This window comes from Caldimonas sp. KR1-144, assembly GCF_049446155.1.
Taxonomy (GTDB): Bacteria; Pseudomonadota; Gammaproteobacteria; order Burkholderiales; family Burkholderiaceae_C; genus Rivibacter.
On sequence record NZ_JBMSEE010000003.1, the window covers coordinates 161,132 to 178,602 of the forward strand.

The 17,471-nt window shown below is 66.1% G+C and carries 14 protein-coding genes; 9 read left to right on the top strand and 5 right to left on the bottom strand.

Features of this window, described 5'->3' with window-relative positions; translation table 11 throughout:
- The first annotated feature begins 14 nt into the window (after positions 1 to 14).
- The 9 genes from ACO2TI_RS08700 to ACO2TI_RS08740 all read left to right on the top strand — a co-directional run bounded on the left by ACO2TI_RS08700 (position 15) and on the right by ACO2TI_RS08740 (position 11,158).
- The gene (locus tag ACO2TI_RS08700; protein WP_423283617.1) at positions 15 to 1,148 is read left to right on the top strand and encodes a nodulation protein NodZ; all 1,134 of its coding nucleotides are present in this window, start codon (positions 15 to 17) and stop codon (positions 1,146 to 1,148) included.
- 53 nt (positions 1,149 to 1,201) lie between these two features.
- Positions 1,202 to 2,371: a hypothetical protein gene (locus ACO2TI_RS08705; protein WP_423283619.1), complete on the top strand. Its 1,170-nt coding sequence runs from the start codon at positions 1,202 to 1,204 to the stop codon at positions 2,369 to 2,371.
- 112 nt (positions 2,372 to 2,483) lie between these two features.
- Positions 2,484 to 3,584 (top strand): GDP-mannose 4,6-dehydratase, encoded by a 1,101-nt coding sequence (gene gmd, locus ACO2TI_RS08710; protein WP_423283620.1) that lies wholly within the window; start codon positions 2,484 to 2,486, stop codon positions 3,582 to 3,584.
- A gap of 17 nt (positions 3,585 to 3,601) precedes the next feature.
- On the top strand, positions 3,602 to 4,573 hold the full coding sequence (locus tag ACO2TI_RS08715; protein WP_423283622.1) for a GDP-L-fucose synthase family protein: 972 nt from the start codon (positions 3,602 to 3,604) through the stop codon (positions 4,571 to 4,573).
- Between the two features lie 36 nt (positions 4,574 to 4,609).
- The gene (locus ACO2TI_RS08720) at positions 4,610 to 5,155 is read left to right on the top strand and encodes a methyltransferase domain-containing protein (protein ID WP_423283623.1); all 546 of its coding nucleotides are present in this window, start codon (positions 4,610 to 4,612) and stop codon (positions 5,153 to 5,155) included.
- Entirely contained in the window at positions 5,128 to 6,153 is a 1,026-nt protein-coding gene (locus tag ACO2TI_RS08725; RefSeq protein WP_423283624.1) for a hypothetical protein, read from the top strand. Before ACO2TI_RS08720 ends, ACO2TI_RS08725 begins: the two co-directional genes overlap by 28 nt.
- A gap of 30 nt (positions 6,154 to 6,183) precedes the next feature.
- Positions 6,184 to 7,260 (top strand): CgeB family protein, encoded by a 1,077-nt coding sequence (locus ACO2TI_RS08730; protein WP_423283625.1) that lies wholly within the window; start codon positions 6,184 to 6,186, stop codon positions 7,258 to 7,260.
- Between the two features lie 11 nt (positions 7,261 to 7,271).
- Positions 7,272 to 9,131 (top strand): heparinase II/III domain-containing protein, encoded by a 1,860-nt coding sequence (locus ACO2TI_RS08735; RefSeq protein ID WP_423283626.1) that lies wholly within the window; start codon positions 7,272 to 7,274, stop codon positions 9,129 to 9,131.
- A gap of 8 nt (positions 9,132 to 9,139) precedes the next feature.
- On the top strand, positions 9,140 to 11,158 hold the full coding sequence (locus tag ACO2TI_RS08740; protein ID WP_423283628.1) for a capsular polysaccharide biosynthesis protein: 2,019 nt from the start codon (positions 9,140 to 9,142) through the stop codon (positions 11,156 to 11,158).
- On the opposite strand, the gene ACO2TI_RS08745 is transcribed toward ACO2TI_RS08740, so the two are convergent.
- The 5 genes from ACO2TI_RS08745 to ACO2TI_RS08765 are packed head-to-tail and all read right to left on the bottom strand — an operon-like array spanning position 11,124 to position 17,415.
- Positions 11,124 to 12,407 carry a hypothetical protein gene (locus ACO2TI_RS08745; RefSeq protein WP_423283629.1) on the bottom strand — a complete coding sequence of 428 codons (1,284 nt, stop codon included), beginning with the start codon at positions 12,405 to 12,407 and terminating at the stop codon, positions 11,124 to 11,126. The genes ACO2TI_RS08740 and ACO2TI_RS08745 overlap by 35 nt on opposite strands.
- Positions 12,404 to 14,278, bottom strand: a complete 1,875-nt coding sequence (locus tag ACO2TI_RS08750) for a polysaccharide biosynthesis protein (protein ID WP_423283630.1) — start codon at positions 14,276 to 14,278, stop codon at positions 12,404 to 12,406. Before ACO2TI_RS08750 ends, ACO2TI_RS08745 begins: the two co-directional genes overlap by 4 nt.
- Positions 14,275 to 14,889 carry a sugar transferase gene (locus ACO2TI_RS08755; protein ID WP_423283632.1) on the bottom strand — a complete coding sequence of 205 codons (615 nt, stop codon included), beginning with the start codon at positions 14,887 to 14,889 and terminating at the stop codon, positions 14,275 to 14,277. Before ACO2TI_RS08755 ends, ACO2TI_RS08750 begins: the two co-directional genes overlap by 4 nt.
- A 7-nt stretch (positions 14,890 to 14,896) precedes the next feature.
- The gene (locus tag ACO2TI_RS08760) at positions 14,897 to 16,066 is read right to left on the bottom strand and encodes a DegT/DnrJ/EryC1/StrS family aminotransferase (protein ID WP_423283633.1); all 1,170 of its coding nucleotides are present in this window, start codon (positions 16,064 to 16,066) and stop codon (positions 14,897 to 14,899) included.
- Positions 16,063 to 17,415: a UDP-glucose dehydrogenase family protein gene (locus tag ACO2TI_RS08765; protein ID WP_423283635.1), complete on the bottom strand. Its 1,353-nt coding sequence runs from the start codon at positions 17,413 to 17,415 to the stop codon at positions 16,063 to 16,065. Before ACO2TI_RS08765 ends, ACO2TI_RS08760 begins: the two co-directional genes overlap by 4 nt.
- Between the last annotated feature and the right edge of the window lie 56 nt (positions 17,416 to 17,471).

Below are 17,471 nucleotides of genomic sequence, written 5' to 3' on the forward strand. Positions count from 1 at the left end.
ATAGGTAGTCGCCAATGCGCAAACAGTTTGTCCTCGTCAAGAGCTACTATGGTCTCGGTGGAGACATCTGCGTCATGCTAGGCGCCTGGCGTCTAGCCCGACAGCTCGGGCGCGAGCTCATCGTCGACTGGAGCGGGGGTCGCTATGGCCGGGTCAGCGATGGAAAGCTGTTTGCTCGCTTCTTCACTGCTCCGCACTTCCTTGCACCGGTCGACGTTCCCGGTCTTGCCACTATGTCGGTCTTTCCTGGCGAATGGGCTGGTCGAGCGGGTCTGCCGCCTGTGACCTATCTGAAAGACGTCGATCTGACGAAGTCGCGCCCCGACGACGTACCACCGACCTGCGATGCGGACTGCATTGTCATCTCGCGTGATAGCCAAGAGTTGCTCCCCCGCCTCGCCGAGTACGCCCAACTGGCTCGCGGGCTCCGCCTTGTCGACGACATCCAGGCATCAGTGGACCGCCAGCTAGCTTCTCTTAAGCCATTTCGCCATTCGATAGGTATTCATTTCCGGCATGGCAATGGCGAGAAGAAGGTAATGGCACCGGATCCACGCTGGTTCAGAAACCGAATAAGTGGGAAGCTGAAATCTCTGAATCTGTCGCCTGATGACATGGGGCTTTATGTCGCCACCGACTGCGGTGGAACGCTCGACTACTTCAAGCACTACTACCCGAATGTTATCGCGCTGCCGAAGATCTATCGACCTAACGGAAGCGGGGCACTGCATGTCGGTCGAGACGATCTATCGGACGACGAGAAGGTAGCAATGGCTGGCGAAGCCCTCGCTGACATTTATTGCCTAGCCAAATGTAACAGCTTCATCGGATCGCGCGGATACTTCAGTTTGCTGACCCGATTGCTCCGTGGCGATCATGACAGTGTTATCTACTCCGGCGCCAGGGTAGTGAACTCTGATGACCAATTGGCAAATCTCTCACCGGCGATTGGAGACCCCGTATTTGGTTTGGCGATCCGTCGAGTGAAAATCCCCACCGACGGACTGATGATTGATCTGTCGGGCACCTCAAGAACTCTGCACTATTACGAAGACACAATCATGTCTGTGCCTGCGAGCCAAGCGGCACTGACAAATGACGAGCAGATTTCGATGCGCCGACTGGTCAGCGCGCGAAGAACCTACTGAAGGGGTTTCTTCAAATCAAGCGTGCGTCAGGCGCGCCCCACAAGATCACAAGCATGAACAACGAAACCTCTGCGGAAGCACTGGCCGACATTGATCGGGCACGCGCAGTCATTGCCAAGTCCAGGATTCGCGACTATCGTGTGCGCATGGTTTCGTCAGGGCTCGGCGACATGTTGACCCTCGCATGTTTCGAATCGGCCCTGGGGGATCTGCTTGGGCTGAGATTTGCAGGTCTGTCGCTACCATCGAGCTTTTCCAGGCCCTATTACGATGACTTGGTCACGCGGATTGGCCTGCGGTCCATGTCTTCGCCGACTACCGGTAACACACCGGAGCTCGTACTCGATGGCAGGCACCTCACTCGGTCGCAGTTGCCACTTTCGGTAGAGATCGAGCACGCGATCGCTGCTTTCCCCCAGGCTGAAACGCTCCTGATCTCATTCCCAAGCCCCGCTGCCGCGAGCGGCATACATGATCACGAGCAGCTTCATGCACCATTCTTCGAAAGCTCCTTTCGACGACACATGCTCGACTGCGGGATGAACTTATTCCCGCCCGAGGCGAACAGGCGCAGCCTGACTGTTCATCTTCGGTTGGGCGACGTAGCCGCCGTCCGCATCGGCGCATTCGTTGTCATCCCCGAATTCGCCAAGAGGAACGATCATCCCGCCGGAGTCGTGAGTTACGCCGCGCTCGACCGTAACCCGTTCGTCAAGAGAACCCTAAACCTCATTGACGATTGCATCTTATCTGCCAAGAGCATTCGTCAACACTTTCCTGACATTCAGATCAATCTAGTGTCCGATGGCTTTGACAGAACAAAGCAGATGCTTCTCTCGTCCGCACTACGTACTAAGGTCGAAAAGAAGGGTCTCGTCTTCGAGGATCAGAAGTTGGACGAAGCAATAGATGCGGCCGAGAGGCGAATACTTTATTCTGGCGCGTTCGACGCAACTGTCTTCGGCGAAGCGAGCGCACGCGAGTGGTTTGATTCGGTGCGAATGCTTCTGAACTCCAAGATCGTGGTCTCGACGGCTCGCGGATTTGCTGCAAACATGCTTACGTTCTTCGCACCCGATCTGGTGGGTCGACGCTTCTATTCGCCGCTAGCCAACGGAGTCTATGCGGACCTGTCAGCCATCGGCCTCGAACAACGGCCATTCTCGACGTTTCCCGCCGTTCTTGGAGACTTGTTGGCTCATCCGGACCCACTCGTCATCTAGGAACGATGCACCGACTGCAGGTGCAATGACGCCCCATAGGCACACTTCGCACCCGAGTCAGAATTGCCCCTTTGGCAGCAGCCCAGCTGCATTCAACTTCGAGCATCGGCCCATGAAATCAGCTCTCATCACCGGCGTCACCGGCCAGGACGGCGCCTACCTCTCCGAACTCCTGCTGAGCAAGGGCTATACCGTCCACGGCCTCAAGCGGCGCACATCACTCTTCAATACCCAGCGCATCGATCATCTGATCGCCCGTGCCGAGGATGAGGGCCTGCCCTTCCATCTGCACCACGGCGACATGACCGACTCGTCGTCACTGATGCGCGTGATCGAGCAGTCGCAGCCCGACGAGATCTACAACCTGGCAGCGCAAAGCCACGTGGCCGTGAGCTTCGAGGAGCCTGAGTACACCGCCAACTCCGATGGCATCGGCGTCCTGCGCCTGCTCGAGGCCATCCGCAACCTGCGCATGACCGACAAGACGCGCTTCTACCAAGCGTCTACGTCCGAACTCTACGGCCTGGTGCAGCAGATTCCCCAGACCGAGCGCACGCCCTTCCACCCGCGGAGCCCCTACGCCGTTGCCAAGCTCTATGGCTACTGGATCACCGTCAACTATCGCGAGGCCTATGGTCTCTACGCCTGCAACGGTATCCTCTTCAATCACGAGTCCCCGTTGCGCGGAGAGACCTTCGTCACCCGAAAGATCACGCGCGGCCTCGCCCGGTTGAGCCTCGGCCTGCAGCCCGATCTCGCCCTCGGCAACCTCGACGCACTGCGGGACTGGGGCCACGCTCGAGACTACGTCGCCATGCAATGGCTCATGCTCCAGCAGGATAAGCCCGAGGACTACGTCATCGCCACCGGGGTGCAGTACTCGGTGCGCCAGTTCGTCGAGGGGGTCGCGAACCGCCTGGGCATGACCTTGGCCTGGGAAGGCAGCGGCGTGAACGAGCGCGGCATACTGACGGCGACGGACTTGCCTAGCCTCAAGAATCGCATCGGCCAGGCCGTGGTACGGGTCGATGCGCGCTACTTCCGCCCTGCCGAGGTGGAAACGCTGCTCGGTGACGCGACCAAGGCGCGCGAGCAGCTCGGTTGGCAGCCCACGATCACCTTCGACGAACTGGTGACTGAAATGGTGACGAGCGATCTCCAGCACGCGCGCACCGAGCAGGCATTGCGCCACCATGGCCTGACCACGCTCTGAACAGCCGGACGATCCTCATGAGCAAGTCACGAGACGGTCTGATCTTCGTCGCCGGCCACAACGGCCTGGTGGGTCGCGCGATCGTGCGCCGCCTGCTGGCGCTGGGGCACGACAACCTCATCCTGCGCTCGCGCGCAGAACTGGACTTGACCGACCAGGCAGCGGTACGCAGCTTCCTGTCGTCCAACCCCATCGAGCAGGTCTACGTGGCTGCCGCCAAGGTGGGCGGCATCATGGCCAACTCCACCCTGCCCGCCGACTTCATCCACGAGAACCTCGTGATGCAGTCGAATCTGATCGGCGGCGCGCACGCCGCCGGCATCCAGCGCCTGCTCTTCCTCGGCTCGTCGTGCATCTATCCCAAGCTCGCACCCCAGCCAATCACGGAGGAGGCGCTGCTGACCGGCCCGCTGGAGGCGACGAACGAGCCCTACGCCATCGCCAAGATCGCCGGCATGAAGCTGTGCGAGGCCCTTGCCAGGCAGCACGGCCGCGACTATCGCACCGTGATGCCTACCAACCTGTATGGTCCGTTCGACAACTTTCACCCCACCGGCTCGCATGTCCTGCCCGCGCTCATCCGCCGCTTCGTTGAAGCGCGCGAGGAGCGGGCCGAAAGCGTCACCATTTGGGGAACCGGGACGCCGCGCCGGGAGTTCCTGCACGTCGACGACCTCGCAGCAGCTTGCGTCGCCGTGATGGAGCTCGAGGCCGATCGGCTGAAGGCCGTGGTCGCAAACGGCGCTCCGCACCTGAACATCGGCTGCGGCGAGGACCACACGATCGCCGATGTGGCCCGGCTGATCGCTCGCCTCACAGGCTACACCGGCGAGCTCAGATTCGACGCCACCAAGCCCGACGGAACGCCCCGCAAGCTGCTTGACTGCTCCAAGATCTTCTCGCTCGGCTGGAAGCCCTCGCTGAGCCTCGAGGCTGGTCTTCGCAACACGATCGATTGGTACATGGCCAACCGTGGGTCCGTGCGCTGACGCGCCCCACGGCTCCATCATCCAGGAACCCTGAACATGAAACTCCACCTCGGCTGCGGCAAGCGCTACATCCCCGGCTTCGTTCACGTCGACGCGCTGTCGTTCCCTCATGTCGACCATGTGCGCGATGTGACGGACCTGTCGTGCTTCGAGACCGATTCGTGCGACCTGATCTATGCCTGCCACATCGTCGAGCACTTTCCGCGCCACACAGTTGGCGAGGTGCTCAAGGAGTGGCAGCGTGTGCTGCGCCCCGGCGGCGTCCTGCGCATCGCCGTGCCCGACTTCGAGGCGGCCTGCGAGATCTACACGCGCACCAAGAATCTCGAACTCGTGATCGGGCCGCTGTACGGCCGCCAGGACCACCAGCACAACTTCCACTACAACACATTCGACTTCGATTCCGCCAAGAGCATGCTCGAAGGCATCGGGTTCGTCGACGTGCGGCGCTGGGATTGGCGAAAGACCGAGCACGTTGATATCGACGACTTCTCGCAGGCCTACATTCCGCACATGGACAAGGAGAACGGCCGACTGATCAGCCTTAACGTCGAATGCACGAAACCGCCGAGGTCGAACTGAGCAAGATCCCCATGAAGCGCCTGCGCCTGTCCCGCCTAGCCGCCGTCGCGCTGACGCTGATGGCTGCCGTGGCGCACGCGAATCCGTTCCACCTGGCGCCTGACGGCAATGATGCACGCGACGGCACCAGCCGTGCTACAGCAGTGGCCACACTCAACCGCGCATGGGAACTGGCCGCCGCTCAACCGGCCGGTACCGCGGCCACGGTACTCGTGCATCCCGGCGTCTACACCGGCCAGTGGATCCGCATCCAGGGCTCGCCGCCGACAGCCGTGACGCTGCGCGGTGTGGCGGGCGATGGCAAGCGGCCGGTGTTCGAAGGCGGCCCGAACGCGCGGGAGACCTGGCTTCGCCTTTGGGCGTCCGATGGGCGACCGACTGGACTCACGATCGAGGGTCTGGTCATCCGCGGCTATTACACCGCCATATCGCTGGACGGAAAGCGCGACGACCCGTCCACCGGCAATGAAGGCACGGTGATCCGCGACAACCTGTTCGAGCGGATCGGCACGATCGCGACGAACGACCCGAAGGCCCTGTCCACGGCAGCTATCCGCTTCGTGAACTCGAGCAGAAACACCGTCGAGCGCAATCGCTTTGTCGGCATCCGCAACGTGAGCGGTTGCGGTGCGCTTCATGCCCTTTACCTCGCGCACTTCTCGTCGCGCAATCGCATTGTCGACAACACGGTCGACGACTTCTGCGGTTCGGCCGTCAAACTGCGCGATCGCTCGAACGACAACATGATCACGGGCAACGTTTATCGTCACGCACAGGCCGCACCCGCGATCGAAGAGTGGTTCTGCGACATGAGGGGCCGCAAGGGCTGCACCAAACAGCTGGGCGAGTGCCCGTCGACCGGCAACGTCGACGAGCGCAATGCGATCGAGGAATCTGACGGTGCCTCACCGCGTGTCTCGATCGTCGGTCCGAAAGTGCCACGCCCTTGGTGCAGGTCCGAAGACTTTCGTCGCGAACGCGTGATCACGCACGACTGACGAGACGAGCGTTAGACGATGGTGATGCGAATGCTGCGGCGCCTGCTGCCGGCCTCCGGCTCAAGTGCGCCCCGACCCACCGGCCCGCACGCTCGACTGCGCATCGGCCTCGTCGCCGACGAGCTGACGCGCAGCTGCCTGCGCCACGAGTGCACGGTGATCGACCTCACGCCTTCGAACTTTCGCAAGGTATTCAGACGCGAGCGCCCTGACATCGTGTTTGTCGAGTCGGCCTGGAATGGCCCGCGAAGCGCGTGGAAGTACGGCGTCGCAGCCTATCCATCTCATCCCCAGCGCAACAATGCCAGCCTGCGTGCCCTCGTGGCCGAGGCGCGCGACCTAGGCATACCGACCGTGTTCTGGAACAAGGAGGACGGCGTCCACTTCGAGCGCTTCATCGACAGCGCCAGTCTCTTCGAGACCGTCCTCACCGTCGATGCCAGCTGCATCGGGCGCTACCGTGCGGTGGTGGGGAACGTGGCCCGCATCGAGGCGCTGCCGTTCGCCGTCCAGCCGGCGCTGCACAGCTTCAGCGGCACGGTGTCGGGCCGCCGTGGCGCCAACTTTGTCGGCAGCTACAGCCGCCACATCCACGACGAGCGCCGCAGGCGCCAGGATCTCCTGTTGTCGTGCGCGGCGCGGACCCTCGGGTTGACCGTCTACGACCGCAACTCCGACCGACGCGGCCATGAGTACCGGTATCCCGATCTGCCCGGTCTCGTGGTTCGGGCCAAGGTTCCGCACGAGCGCACCGCGGCGATCTACAAGCAATCCCTGGCATCGCTCAACGTGAACACGGTCGAGGCTTCGCCGACCATGTTTTCGCGACGCCTGATCGAGATCATCGCCTGCGGAGGCTTGGCCGTGTCCACGCCTGCCCTGTCGATCGATCGATGGTTCGGCCCCTACTGCCACACGGTGAGCAACCGCGACGAGGCGCAGGACCTGTTGGGCCGGCTGGCGCGTGACGGCTACAACGATGACGATCGTGCCCGCATGGTCGACGGTGCGGCTTACATCGCACGCGAGCACACCTACAGCCGGCGCCTCGATGCAATCCTCGACATCCTGGGCAGACCGACCGGCTCATCTGCACCGGTGGCTTGATGTCGGCACAGATGACCCTGGGACGCGAGCCCTTGAACGCGCGGGCGCGCCGCATCTGGCTGCAGCTGCGCCGTTGGCTGCCGGCCCCGTTTGGCCTGCCGGCGATCAATGACGGCCCCGCCTGGCCCGATCGGCCCTTGGCTGCGTCGGACTTCCATGCCGCGATTCGGCGCAACGAACCCGGTGCGCTGCGCGTCGAGCTCAAGGATCTCGGTCTCGTTCGCGGACACGTCGGAGCTTCGGTCCTCGCTGCGGCAGAACGGCAGCGCGACGAGGGTTACAAGGCCCGCACCGACACGCCGGCCTTCCCGCTCGCATTGCCGATCAACTGGAGCTCGGACCCGTACCACGATGCCAACTGGCGCTCGCAGCTGCACATGCTGCGGCTGATCGATCCATACCTGAGAGCCCATGACGAGCAGCCCGACGGTGGGTGGTTGCGGCGCGCGCTGGATATCGTGCTCGACTGGCATCGCCACCTCCTCGCGCACGGCCGCCAGCAGCAGCTGGCCTGGCGCGACATGATGGTGGGCACGCGCGCCCTGCGGCTGGCCCACCTGTTCGAACGCGTGCGCCTCGGCGAGCTCGCCGTGACGCCTGGCGAAGCCGATGTCTTGGTCACGCTCATGGCGCTGCACGCGCGCGAGCTGACGGCCCCCGGCTTCTTCCGCTACACCAACCACACGGTCTGGGACCTGCACGGAACCACGGCGCTTGTGCGAGCAGCGTTTCATGACGGCGACCCGCGCCTCGTCGCCTGGATGTCCACGATCGGGGCACGGCTGGACCGCCTCGTAGACCTGCAGTTCGACACGCGCTGCGTTCACCGCGAAAACTCGCCGCAGTACCACGGTGTGGTGCGCGGCATGTTCGACGCCCTGCTCGCATCGCACTGGTATGACCGCAGCTCGGCCCGACTCGTGGCTGTACTCGACGGCGCCAAGGCTCTGCAGCACTGGATGTCGATGCCGGACGGACGCCACATCCCGATCGGCGACAGCGACGGCCGCCCGCCGACCCGCATGCAACTGCCCGAGCCACAGGTCTCGAATACTGGTATCGAGGTGCTCAACCACAGCTGCTACGGCTTCGTCCGCCAGATGCGCCATGCCGACGCGGGCGACTGGTCCTTGCTGGCCATGAAGGCCGGCTTCGACCTGCCCGGCCACAAGCACGAAGACGTGCTGTCCTATGTTTGGACCGAGTCGGGCTGCGACATCGTGGTCGATTCGGGCAAGTACGCCTACGACGACACGCCGATGCGGCGCTACATGCGCAGCAACCGCGCGCACAACCTGATCGAGTTCGGCGGGCGTGACAGCGACGTGCATCCCAGTCATCGCACGGGCCACTGTCTCGCGCCGGTGATCGATACTGCCTGGGGCAAGCGCCTGAGAGCGACGGTCACACATCGTCCGGGCGGCGAGCGGCACGAGCGCACGCTGCATTTCGCTCCGGGCCGCTGGCTGATCGTCGTCGACCGCTTCGTCGCCCCTCGACCGACCTCGTTTCGCCACCTGACGCACCTGGCACCGGAATTCTCGGCACGCGTGGTCGGCCAGGCCTTCGAGGTCGCACATCAGAACGGCGGCCGGGTGACCGTGCACCACTGGTCCTCGATGCCGCTTGAGCTTTCAGTCGTCTGCGGGCAAGAAGCGCCCGAGCTGCAGGGCTGGATCAGCCGCAGCTACCGCCAGGCCCAACCCAACCCGGTGCTGGTGATGGCCGGACAGGGTCTCGCGGCGGTAACCGTGCTCGCACTGTCGCTCGACAGCCGCGCTGCACTTGCGTTGGCCGCCGACGGACGGCCATCGTGGGTCGCCGGCGCCGATCGCGTCGAGCTCGATGTCTCCCCGCTGGGTTCGACGTGAAGTCGCTCATGTCTGCCACACCCTGGCGCCCGCTCCTGGCGCGTCGCATCGGCTTGCTGCTCGTACAGGACCTGCCGCGCCTGCTCGGCGCGCAAGTTCGCTACCAGCCCTTGGGCCGCCCCGCCTTCGAGATCGAGGCCGTGATCGGCTGGGGCCTCAAGGGCGCGTTCGCCCGCGACGCCGAATGGGCCGCTCGGCAGGGCCTGCCTTACCTCGCCATCGAAGACGGATTCCTGCGTTCGGTCGCGCTGGGCAACGTCGACGGGCCGCTGTCGGTCTCGGTAGACGATCTTGGCGTGTACTACGATGCACAGCGACCATCGCGCCTCGAGCGTGCCATCGCGCGCTCTCACTCCTCTGCCGACACTGCACGCGCAGAGGCGTTGGCTGCGGCATGGCGCCACGGCCGCCTCTCCAAGTACAACCACGCCCGCGAAGTCCCCGCACCCGTCGACGGCCCCTTCGTCCTGGTCGTCGACCAGACTTTCGGCGACGCCTCGATCGCGCTCGGCCTGGCAAGCGAGTCCAGCTTCCCGCGCATGCTCGAGGCAGCACTCGACGAGCACCCTGGCGTGCCCGTGGTCCTCAAGGTTCACCCCGACGTGATCGCCGGGCGCAAGCGCGCCCATTTCGCGGCGCTGCCCGCCGGCGCCGCGTCGCGCGTCACGCTGCTATCCAGCGATGCACACCCCCCTTCGCTGCTCGAGGCCGCGGATGCGGTCTACGTAGTCACGTCGCAGATGGGCTTCGAGGCGCTGATGTGGGGCAAGCCGGTGCGCACGTTCGGCATGCCGTTCTACGCCGGCTGGGGGCTCACGCAAGACGCGCTGCCGGCGCCCGAACGGCGCCGCACGGCGCACAAGGTGGGCCTGCCCGACCTGGTGCACGCGGCGCTGGTCGAGTACCCCCGCTACCTCGACCCCGAGACCCGCGAACGCTGCGAGCCCGAACGAGTGTTCGAGTGGATGGTGCTGCAGCGGCGCATGCGCCAGCGCTTTGCGCCGCAGGTGCAGGCGATCGCGTTCTCGAACTGGAAGAAGCCGATTGCGCAGTCCTTCTTCGCCGGCAGTACGCTGCACTTCACCGAGACGCCCGAACCTTCCGCCGCAACCAACGAGTCGCGCGCGGTCTGGGGCCGCCCGCGCGACGCCGCGCCGCACGGCAGCGGCGCACTGCTGCGCGTCGAAGACGGCTTCCTGCGCTCGGTCGGCCTGGGCGCGAACTGGGTGCGGCCGCTGTCGTGGGTGATCGACGGCAGCGGCATGTACTACGACGCCACAGCCCCCTCGGACCTCGAGACGCTACTGCAGTCGCACCCCTTCGACGACGCGCTGCGCGCACGCGCGCGATTGCTGCGCGAGGCCATCGTTGCGGCGGGCATCACCAAGTACAACGTCGGACAGGGTCACTGGCAGCGGCCGGCGCGCGCGCGCCAGGTTGTGCTGGTGCCCGGCCAGGTGGAATCGGATGCCTCGATCGCTTATGGGGCGCTCGGCGGGGTGCGCCGCAACATCGAATTGCTGCGTGCCGTGCGCAGCGCGCGGCCCGACGCCTACGTGGTCTACAAGCCGCACCCCGACGTCGTCGCGCGCAAGCGCGACGGGGCCGGCGACGAGGGCGATCCTGCGCCGTGGTGCGACGAAGTCGTGGTCGACTTGCCGATGCACCTGCTGCTCGACGCGGTGGACGAGATCCAGGTCATCACCTCGCTCGCGGGCTTCGAGGCGCTGCTGCGTGGCAAGCGCGTGGTCTGCCACGGCAGCCCGTTCTACGCTGGCTGGGGGCTGACCGAGGACGCCCAGCCGGTGGCGCGCCGCACGCGCCGCCTGCAGCTCGACGAGCTGGTCGCCGGCGCGCTGATCCTCTACCCCACCTATGTCAGTCGCAGCAGCGGCGCGTTCACAACGCCCGAACGGGCGCTGTTCGAGTTGAGCCACTGGAACGACGTCGAGCCGCCGGTCCTGCCGAGGTGGCTGCGTGCGCTGGCAGCGCTCAAGCAGACGCGGAGTCGCTGGCGCCGCCGTTGAGCGCCCGCGCAGCGGCAATGTGCTGCAGCACGATGCCGGTGCTCGCGTCGAGGTCATCGTCGGTGTAGGCCCACACGTCACCGGGGGCCTGGTAGCTGCGCAGCACCGCGGCGCGTAGCTGCGCGCCCGAGACCGGATCGTCGCCCCGCCGAGCGGCCGCGAGAAGGTCAGCGACAAAGTTCGCCTTGCTGGTCCGCACGACAGGCAGATGACCCGTATAGAAGCTGTCGGCAAAGCACAGCACTGGCTTGCCCTGGACGGCGGCCTCGAAACCCGCACCCGAATTGAGGCACACCATCAGCGCGGCGTCGTGGTAGTAGTTCGAAAGATTGCCGCCGACGAACTGTGCGCCGGCGGGCAGTTGGTAGTGCCGCACGTCCATCGGGTGCTTCTTTACGAGAACCCGCGCGCCCGGCAGCGACTTACAAACCCGCGGCACGATGAAGTCGAGCAGTTCCTGGTTGTGCCGGAACGGCGAGTACATGACGAACTGCGAATCCGTCTGCAACTGCAGCGGCAACAGGACTGTGCCCTTGACCTCGTCGACGGCGAGCTCGCCGTGCGCCGGCAGCAGTTCGGGATGCTCGGACTGGAACTGCCGCAGCGCGATGCGCACGTAGTTGAAGAAGTGATAGGTCTTGTGCTGCATCGGCCGCCGCTGCGGTGTCCAGCGGCACGACAGTTCATTGAGCAGCATGAACAGAGCGAAACGCGCGCGCAGCCATGGCTCTTCGCGGCGGCGAGCGGGAATCGCGGCATCGGGCAGGCCGAGCATGCCGCCCGCCCGCGCCGCGAGTCGCAGGTCGAAGCGCGCGTTCAGGCCCTGTGTGCTGAGGCTGGCCGTGCGCAGGCGAAACGCGCCGCGCTCGAAGTACAGGCACACCACGCCCACATGAGCCGCGGCGATGGCGGCAGCCGTCGAGAAGGGACGCGCGTCCGAGAACAGCAGGCAAACGTCGGTGGCTTCCTCGCGAAAGCGCTCCTTGAACCACTCGACGGCATGCGAGAACGCCTCAGCGAACCGCTCATCGTGGCTGGCCCAGGCAGCCCTCGTGAACGGCTCGGGCAGCACGTGCCGCACGCTCGAGACTCCCGGCTGCCACACGATGCTTCGATCGCCACGCGCGTAGAGGCGATAAGCGGGGCACGATAGCAGCGCCACGGTGCGACCGCCCGTGCTCGTATTGAGCTTGCGGCACAGTTGCGTGAAATAGCGGCTGTAGGGCGGATCCAGGTACGCGATGTTCAAGTCCGCCCCGCGCCCGCGCGGTATTCGCGCACGATGTCTGTCAGCATCTCCCTCACCTCGTCAGGCGGCGCGTGCCGCAGCCCGACCATCCATGCCAGCAGTGCCGGCACCTTGTCCAGACCCGGCGTGATTCGGGCCACGTGGATCAACGGTACCGCGGTCGGCACGCTGGCGTCTGCATCGGCAAGCAGTTCCTCGTACAGCTTCTCGCCGGGTCTCAACCCGGTGAACGCGAGCGGCACCTCGTCCACCGAGCGTCCCGACAACCGGATCAGATCGCGCGCCAGATCGACGATGCGCACCGGCTGGCCCATGTCAAGCACATAGACCTGCCCCGTCTCACCGATCGCGGCCGCCTGGATAACGAGCCTCGCCGCCTCCGGAATCGTCATGAAATACCGAATCACCTCCGGATGCGTCACCGTCACCGGCCCACCCCTCGCGATCTGCTCTTTGAACTTCGGAATCACGCTCCCGCTCGACCCCAGCACGTTCCCGAACCGCACCGCCATGAACCTGGTGCCGGCATGTTCCGCTGCAAGCGCCGAGATCACCATCTCCGCCGCTCGCTTCGTCGCACCCATCACATTGGTCGGATTGACCGCCTTGTCGGTACTGATCAGCACGAAGCGCTCGACGCCTTGCTCCGCACTCGCCAGCGCCGCGTGATACGTCCCCAGCGTGTTGTTCTGCAGCGCCGCCCACGCGTTCTCCTCCTCCATCAGCGGCACGTGCTTGTATGCCGCCGCATGGAACACGATCTGCGGCTTCCACTTCGCCATCACATGGCGCAGATGCTCGAGGTTCTTCACATCCCCGATCAGTCGCACCAGCGGCAGTTTCGGAAATTGCTCACTCAGCTGCTGCTCGATCGTGTAGAGATTGAACTCGCTCAGCTCGTACAGCACCAGCCGCGCCGGCCCGTAGCGCGCCACCTGGCGGCACAGCTCGCTGCCGATGCTGCCGCCCGCGCCGGTGATCAGCACCGTCTTGCCCGACAGGCATTCCGAGATGCCCGCCTCGTCGAGCTTGACGGGCTCGCGGCCGAGCAGGTCCTCGGGCTGGATGTCGCGCACGCGGCTGACGAGCGCGCCTTCGAGCAGCTCCTGGGCCGACGGAACAGTGAGCACCGGCAGGCCGGTCGCGCTGGCCGCCTCGACCACGCGGCGGCGCTGCGTCGCGCTGACCGAGGGCATCGCGATGATCAGGTGCGTCGCCTCATGGTGTCGCGCGAGATCAGCCGCGTCGTCGACGGTGCCGAGCACCGGCAGGCCTGCAACGCGGGTGCCGCGCTTGGCCGCATCGTCGTCGAGCAGGCCGACGACGTGCCAGCCCTGGTGCTGCAGTCCGGCGAGCAGCAGGCGCGCGGCGTCGCCCGCGCCGATCACGAGCGCACGACGCAGGCTGCCGTCGCGCCCTCGCAGCTGTGAGCGCAGGTGCTCGTAGAGCATGCGATAGGCGATGCGCACGCTCGCCAGCCCGAACAGCGCGATCAGCGGGTGCAGCGCCAGCACCGCGCGCGGCACTTCGCGCAGATGGGCGCCCATCACGATGCTCGCGCTCAAGGCGCCGCCGATCGTGCAGGCAATCGCCAGCCGCTGGATCTCGCCGAAGCCCGAGAAGCGCCAGATGCCGCGCGGCACGCCGAGCAGCACGAAGACGATCAGGTACAGCAGCACCACGCCGGCGAGCACCGCGCCGTCGTAGCCCGGCCGCGCCGAGATCCAGCGCTCGAAGCCGAGCCGGAACAGGTAGGTGAACTGCCAGGCGACGGCGATCACCGCGGCGTCGGCCAGCAGCGACAGCGCGTAGCGATGGCGGCGCCAGCGCGTGAGCAGCGCGTCGAGTCCGTGCCACAGCCGCTCGCTCATCGCGCCGCTCCACTGGTGCGCGCGACGATCAGCCGCAGCGTGCGCCACAGCACGCCGATGTCGCTGGCCAGCGTGGCGTGCTCGGCATAGCGCGCCGCGTGCTGCAGCTTGAGCGGCATGATGCGCTCGATGTACTCGCGCTCCGGGTCCGCGGCACGCGCGAGCTGCTCGCCTTCGTCGCGGTAGGCAATCGACACCGGATCCGTGATCCCCGGCCGCACGCTCAGCACCTTCTCGCGCAGCTCGCGCGGGTACAGCGCCACGTAGCGCGGCACCTCGGGGCGCGGCCCCACGAGGCTCATCGTGCCTTGCAGCACGTCGATCAGCTGCGCCAGCTCGTCGAGCTTGCTGCGACGCAGACAGGCGCCGACGCGCGTGATGCGCGCATCGTTGCCCACCGTCAGGAGCGGGCCCTCGACCTGCGGCGCGTGAACCATGGTGCGGAACTTGTGGATGCGAAACGGCGCACCGCCGCGGCCGACGCGCTCCTGGCGGAAGAACACCGGCCCCGGCGAATCGAGCTTGATCGCCGCCGCGATCGCGAACAGCAGCGGCGACAGCAGCAGCATCGCCAGGCCCGCCACCACGAGATCGAACACCCGCTTGCCCATCGTGCCGTCAGCCGCGCAGCGCCTGGCCCACGGCGTCGATCACGCGCTGCACGTCGGCATCGCTCATCTTCGTGTACAGCGGCAGGCTCACCATGCGCTCGTAGGCACGCTGGCTGTGTGGAAAGCGCGCGGCGTCGAGGCCGTAGCGCTCGCGCCAGTAGGGATGCAGGTGCAGCGGGATGTAGTGCACGCTGACGCCGATGCCCAGCGCGAACAGGCGCTCGATGAAGGCGTCGCGATCGAGCGGCGCGTCATCGGCCAGGCGCACGACGTAAAGGTGCCAGGCATGCTGGTCGTCGCCCTTCGCGCGCGGCGGCACGATCAGCGGCAGCCCTGCGAAGGCCGCGTCATAGGCCTGCGCGATCTGCTCGCGCCGCGCCTGGAAGCCGCGCAGGCGCTTGAGCTGATGGATGCCCAGCGCCGCCGCGATGTCGGTCAAGTTGTACTTGAAGCCCGGCGCGACGATCTCGTAGTACCAACTCGGAACCTTGGCGGTGAAGCGGTCGAAGGCGTCGCGGTTGATGCCGTGCAGTCGCATCACCTTGGCACGCTGGGCGAGCGCCGCGTCGCGCGTGACGAGCATGCCGCCCTCGCCGGTGGTGATGGTCTTGTTGGCGTAGAAGCTGAAGACCGTGGCGTCGCTTGGCAGCGTGCCGACGAGCGCGCCGCGATGCGTGGTCGGCAGCGCATGGGCGGCATCCTCCACGACCTTCAGGCCGTGGCGCCGCGCGATCGAGAGGATCGCGTCCATGTCGGCCGCGAGCCCCGCATAGTGCACGGGAACGATGCACCTGGTGCGCGGCGTGATCGCCGCTTCCACCTGCGCCGGGTCGATGTTGAGCGTGGCCGGATCGATGTCGACCAGCACCACATCGGCGCCGAGGTAGCGCGCGACCTCGGCGGTCGCGGTGAAGGTGTGCGTGGTCGTGATGACCTCGTCGCCCGGACCGATGCCCAGCGCCTCGAGCGCGAGGTGCAGGCCGGCGGTCGCCGAGTTCACCGCAATCGCCTCCAGCCCCGGCTCGCCGCCGAGGAAGGCGGCAAAGTCCTGCTCGAAGCGGCGCGCCTTCGGACCGGTGGTGACCCAGCCCGACTTCAGCGCATCGACGACCTCGGCGATCTCCTCGTCGCCGATCTCCGGCAGCGCGAAGGGCAGAAAGGGCAGCGCCTGGCTCATGCGTTCGAGGCCACCGGCAGCGAGGGCCGGCCGATCGCGTGGTACTCGATGCCGAAGGCCTGCATGGTCTCGGGCTCGAACAGGTTGCGGCCGTCGAACACCAGCGGCTGCTTGAGCGCAGCCTTGATGCCTTCGAAGTCCGGGCTGCGGAACTCCTTCCACTCGGTCACGATGACCAGCGCGTCGGCGCCCTGCAGCGCCTTGGCGGCCGATGCGGCGTAGCGCAGGCCCGGCTGATCGGGCATCGCGCGCTGTGCCTCCTTCATCGCGACCGGGTCGAAGGCGACGATCTCGGCGCCGCGCGCGGCGAGCGCCGCGATCAGCACGCGGCTGGGCGCTTCGCGCATGTCGTCGGTGCCGGGCTTGAAGGCCAGGCCCCACAGCGCGAAACGCTTGCCCGACAGATCCTTGCCCAGGCGCGCGACGATCTTGTCCTCGAGCACGCGCTTTTGCCGCTCGTTGGCCGACTCGACCGCCGTCAGCACCTCGAGCCTGTGGCCGACCTCGGAGGCGCTCTTGATCAGCGCCTTCACGTCCTTCGGGAAGCATGAACCGCCGTAGCCGGTGCCGGCATACAGGAAGTGCGTGCCGATGCGCGGATCGCTGCCGATGCCCACGCGCACGTGCTCGATGTCCGCGCCCACCGCGTCGGCCAGCCGCGACAGCTCGTTCATGAAGCTGATGCGCGTGGCCAGCATCGCGTTGGCCGCGTACTTGGTGAACTCGGCACTGCGGATGTCCATCACCAGCAGGCGGTCGTGGTTGCGCAGGTAGGGCGCGTACAGCGCCTTCATCATGAAGACGGCGCGCTGGTCGCCGGCGTCGGCGCCGATCACCACGCGGTCGGGCCGCATGAAGTCGTTGACTGCGGCACCTTCCTTGAGGAACTCGGGGTTGGAGACCACCGAGAACTCCATCGACACGCCGCGCCTGGCGAGCGCCTCGGCCACCGCCGCGCGCACCTTGTCGGCGGTGCCGACGGGCACGGTGCTCTTGTCGATGATGACCTTGTAGTCCGTCATGCGCTCGCCGATCGCGCGCGCGGCGGCGATCACGTACTGCAGGTCGGCCGAGCCGTCCTCGTCGGGCGGCGTGCCGACCGCGATAAACTGCAGCGTGCCGTGGGCGACCGCATGGTCGACGTCGGTCGTGAACTCCAGGCGCCCGCCGGCGGCGTTGCGGCGCACCACTTCCTCGAGACCGGGCTCGTAGATCGGGATGCCGCCCGATTTCAGCGTCTCGATCTTGCGCGGGTCGACATCGAGGCACAGCACGTGGTTGCCCATCTCGGCCAGGCAGGCCCCGGTCACCAGACCGACATAGCCGGTCCCTACGACGGTGATCTTCATAGCGCGTCCGTTTCCACTGAATCCTGGCGCCGCCGCGGCGGCGCAATCCCGGATTG

Excerpts from the sequence above, each read along its gene's own strand:
- ACO2TI_RS08700 (WP_423283617.1), top strand. The coding sequence starts at position 15 with ATGCGCAAACAGTTTGTCCTCGTCAAGAGCTACTATGGTCTCGGTGGA.
- ACO2TI_RS08705 (WP_423283619.1), top strand. The coding sequence starts at position 1,202 with ATGAACAACGAAACCTCTGCGGAAGCACTGGCCGACATTGATCGGGCA.
- gmd (WP_423283620.1), top strand. The coding sequence starts at position 2,484 with ATGAAATCAGCTCTCATCACCGGCGTCACCGGCCAGGACGGCGCCTAC.
- ACO2TI_RS08715 (WP_423283622.1), top strand. The coding sequence starts at position 3,602 with ATGAGCAAGTCACGAGACGGTCTGATCTTCGTCGCCGGCCACAACGGC.
- ACO2TI_RS08720 (WP_423283623.1), top strand. The coding sequence starts at position 4,610 with ATGAAACTCCACCTCGGCTGCGGCAAGCGCTACATCCCCGGCTTCGTT.
- ACO2TI_RS08725 (WP_423283624.1), top strand. The coding sequence starts at position 5,128 with ATGCACGAAACCGCCGAGGTCGAACTGAGCAAGATCCCCATGAAGCGC.
- ACO2TI_RS08730 (WP_423283625.1), top strand. The coding sequence starts at position 6,184 with ATGCTGCGGCGCCTGCTGCCGGCCTCCGGCTCAAGTGCGCCCCGACCC.
- ACO2TI_RS08735 (WP_423283626.1), top strand. The coding sequence starts at position 7,272 with ATGACCCTGGGACGCGAGCCCTTGAACGCGCGGGCGCGCCGCATCTGG.
- ACO2TI_RS08740 (WP_423283628.1), top strand. The coding sequence starts at position 9,140 with ATGTCTGCCACACCCTGGCGCCCGCTCCTGGCGCGTCGCATCGGCTTG.
- ACO2TI_RS08750 (WP_423283630.1), bottom strand. The coding sequence starts at position 14,278 with ATGAGCGAGCGGCTGTGGCACGGACTCGACGCGCTGCTCACGCGCTGG.
- ACO2TI_RS08755 (WP_423283632.1), bottom strand. The coding sequence starts at position 14,889 with ATGGGCAAGCGGGTGTTCGATCTCGTGGTGGCGGGCCTGGCGATGCTG.
- ACO2TI_RS08760 (WP_423283633.1), bottom strand. The coding sequence starts at position 16,066 with ATGAGCCAGGCGCTGCCCTTTCTGCCCTTCGCGCTGCCGGAGATCGGC.
- ACO2TI_RS08765 (WP_423283635.1), bottom strand. The coding sequence starts at position 17,415 with ATGAAGATCACCGTCGTAGGGACCGGCTATGTCGGTCTGGTGACCGGG.